A 3296-nucleotide genomic window follows, 5' to 3' on the forward strand; every position below is an offset into this window, starting at 1 on the left:
GCCGCCGTCCGGTTCAGCTCCTCCAGCAGATAGGTGCGTTCATCGGCCGGCAGGATGTCGAGCTCCCGTACCGGCGTGTCGGGCGCCTGTTCCAGCGCCTCGACCAGTTGCTCGAGCACATGCTGCATGTAGCCGCAGACCCGGTCCGCGGAGATTGGCTCGGTCACCTGCGCCGTCAGGCCAAGCGCCTGGCCATAATCCTCCACCGACAGCGTCAGCGGATAGTTGGTGCGCTCCTCGCCACCCAGCCATTCCATGCCGGACAGACCATCATCCGTCCCGGAGCCGGCCATCGCCCCGGAGCCCGCCATGGCCGCCGGCGCGGTGTGACGGTAGTTCAACAACGCACCGAACAACGGCGCCGGCGCGGCAACGCCGCTGCAGCGTTGCGCCAGCGCCAGGGAAGCATGCTCATGCGCCAGCAGCTCGGAAAGCTGCGCATGGGTGGTGCGCACGCTCGCCTCGACCGCGGTGCCGTCAAGGTCAAGCCGCACAGGCAAGGTGTTGATGAACAGGCCCATGGCCCGGTCGGCGCCCGCCCCCGCATGCATGCGGCCAAACAGCACCGTGCCGAACACCACCTGCTCGCGCCCGCTGCTGCGCGCCACCACCTGACCCCAGGCCAGATGGCACAGACTGGCCAGGCTCACCCCCAGCCGCCGCGCCTGGGCCCGCAGCCGGTCGTTGAGCGCCCGCGGCAGCATCCGATGCGCCTCGCCAACCCCGCTGCCGTCGCCATGGACCTCGCTCAGCCCGAACGGCAGGCTCGGCTCGTCGATGTCGGCCAGCAGCGCCCGGAAGAACTCTTCATGCGCCTTGGCATTGACCCCCAGCCGAGCCTGCGCCACCAGATTGCGGAACGGCTGGGGGGAGCCCAGCTCATGCGCGCGTCCCTCCAGCATCGCCCGCACCTCGGCATGCATCAGCTTTAGCGTGGTGTGATCCCCGATCACATGATGCAGCAGTTCCAAAAGCAGCCAGCGTCCGCTGCCCGGCTCGCGCGCGATCACGAACCGCAACAGCGGCGCCCGGCCAAGATCGATGCGATAGTGATGCGGATCGAACCGACGCTTCAGTTGCTCATGAGCGGGACCGTCGTCTTCATCCAGCTCGACCTCGCTCACCTCCAGCGGCGCGCGACGCCACACCACCTGGGCCGGGTTCGACAGCCCCTCCCAGACAAAGGCCGTGCGCAGCATGTCGTGCCGATCCACCACCTGCTGGACCGCACCAAGATAGCGCTCCAGCAGTCCACGCTCGGCGAACGCCATCTGCGACACCAGCAGATAAGGATCGCCCCGGGTCGCCAGCAGATGATGGAACAGGATGCCGTCCTGCAGCGGCGACAGGCCATAGATGTCCTGGATGTTGCCGAGGCCACCCGGCACCGTGGCGACGACCCGGTCGATCTCTTGCTGGGACAGCTCGATCAGCGGCAGCATCTCTGGCGTGATCGCCGTGCTGTCCTCGTCGATCAGGTTGGCGGGCACCGCCATGTCGTGATGGCTGCCAAGGCTGGCGGCGAGATCGCAAAGCACCGGCCTGGCGAACAGAGTGTGCACCTCCACCCCAAGCGACAGCCGCCGCAGCCGCTCCATCAATTGCACCGCCAGCAGCGAGTGGCCGCCGAGTTCGAAGAAGTGGTCGTGGCGGCCGATCCGCTCCAGCCCCAGAAGCTCGGCCCAGATCGCGGCCAGGGCCGTCTCGACCTCGCCTTGCGGCGGCTCATAGGTCCGCCGCGCATAGGCGTCGTCGTCGGGGACCGGCAACGCCTTGCGGTCGAGCTTGCCGTTGGCGGTCAGCGGCAGCGCCGCCAGTCGCACGAAGGCCGACGGCACCATGTAGTCGGGCAGCCGCGCGCCAAGATGCGCGCGCAAGGCGCCGGCAAGCGCGCCTGGATCTGCGCCCTTGGCCCCGGCTTCGCCCCGGGCTCCCGCTTTGTCCTGGGCTCCGGCCTCAGGCGCGCACACCACATAGGCGACAAGGTGCTTGTCGCCGGCGCGGTCCTCTTGCGCCACCACCACCGCCTCGCGCACCCACTCATGCTCGGCAAGCCGCGCCGCGATCTCGCCCGGCTCGATGCGGAAGCCGCGGATCTTCACCTGGTCGTCGTTGCGGCCCAAGAACTCCAGATTGCCGTCCGGCAGGTAGCGCGCCAGATCGCCGGTGCGGTACAGCCGGTCGCCGTCTACAAAAGGACTGGCGATGAAGCGCTCGGCCGTCAGCTCGGGCCGGTTCAGGTAGCCGCGCGCAACGCCTGCCCCGCCGATGTAAAGCTCGCCGACCGCCCCCAACGGCACCGGCGCGCCATCACCGTCCAGAAGATACACTCGAAGATCGGGGATGCGCCCTCCAATCGGACTTCCCGGCGCGGAAGTGTCGGACTGGCTAAGAGGCCGATAGGTTGCATGCACGGTTATTTCCGTGATTCCGTACATGTTGATCAGTTGTGGGGTGGAATCCGGATGCCTTTCATACCACGGCTTTAGTATCGGCGGCTCCAGGGCCTCTCCACCAAAAATCACATAGCGAAGACGGTTGCGGACACCGCTCTGGCAGTCCGCATCGATGAACGTTCTGAACGACGAGGGGGTCTGGTTCAGAACCGTCACGCCCGACTTGCAGATTAGATCATGGAAGTCAGGAGCAGAGCGAGCGGTATCGGCCGGCACGAGAATCAAACGCCCGCCGTAGCGCAGCGCACCCCACAGCTCCCACACTGAGAAGTCGAATGAGAAGGAATGGAACAGGCACCATATGTCGTGTTCGGTGAAGCCACACCAATTTTGGGTCGCGTCGAACAGACGTACAATCTGCGCATGCTCGACCATGACGCCCTTTGGCGTTCCGGTGGAACCGGAGGTGTAGATGATATAGGCGAGATGGCGCGCGGTGAGGCCGAGCGCGCGCGGGTCTGGATTCGTCGCCGGCAGCCCGGCCCAGGGGGGTGCCGCGGTGTCGAGGTCGACCACGCCGACGTGGCCAAGAGCCTGCGCGCCAAGCGCTTGGCGCCCCGCCGCATCGCAAAGCATGAGCCGCGGTGCGGCATCCTCGAGTACCTGGTTGAGCCGGGCCCTGGGATAGGCCGGGTCCAGCGGCACATAGGCGCCGCCCGCCTTCAGGATCGCCAGAACACCCACCACCATGGCCGAGCTGCGCTCCAGGCAGATCGCCACCGGCTGGTCCGGCTTGACCCCCAGTGCGATCAGGTGATGCGCCAGCCGGTTGGCGCGCCGATTGAGCTCGCCATAGCTCAGGCGCTCGTCCTCATGGACGAGGGCGACGGCTTCGGGTGC

At 67.1% G+C, this 3296-nt stretch carries 1 protein-coding gene; it reads right to left on the bottom strand.

Annotation, left to right across the window (positions count from 1 at the left end; translation table 11 throughout):
- Nucleotides 1-3296 (bottom strand): amino acid adenylation domain-containing protein (locus tag ACWGTO_RS32900; RefSeq protein ID WP_454578869.1); only part of this gene is annotated, 3296 nt, incomplete at both ends.

It is taken from the genome of Mesorhizobium sp. PL10, assembly GCF_053714315.1.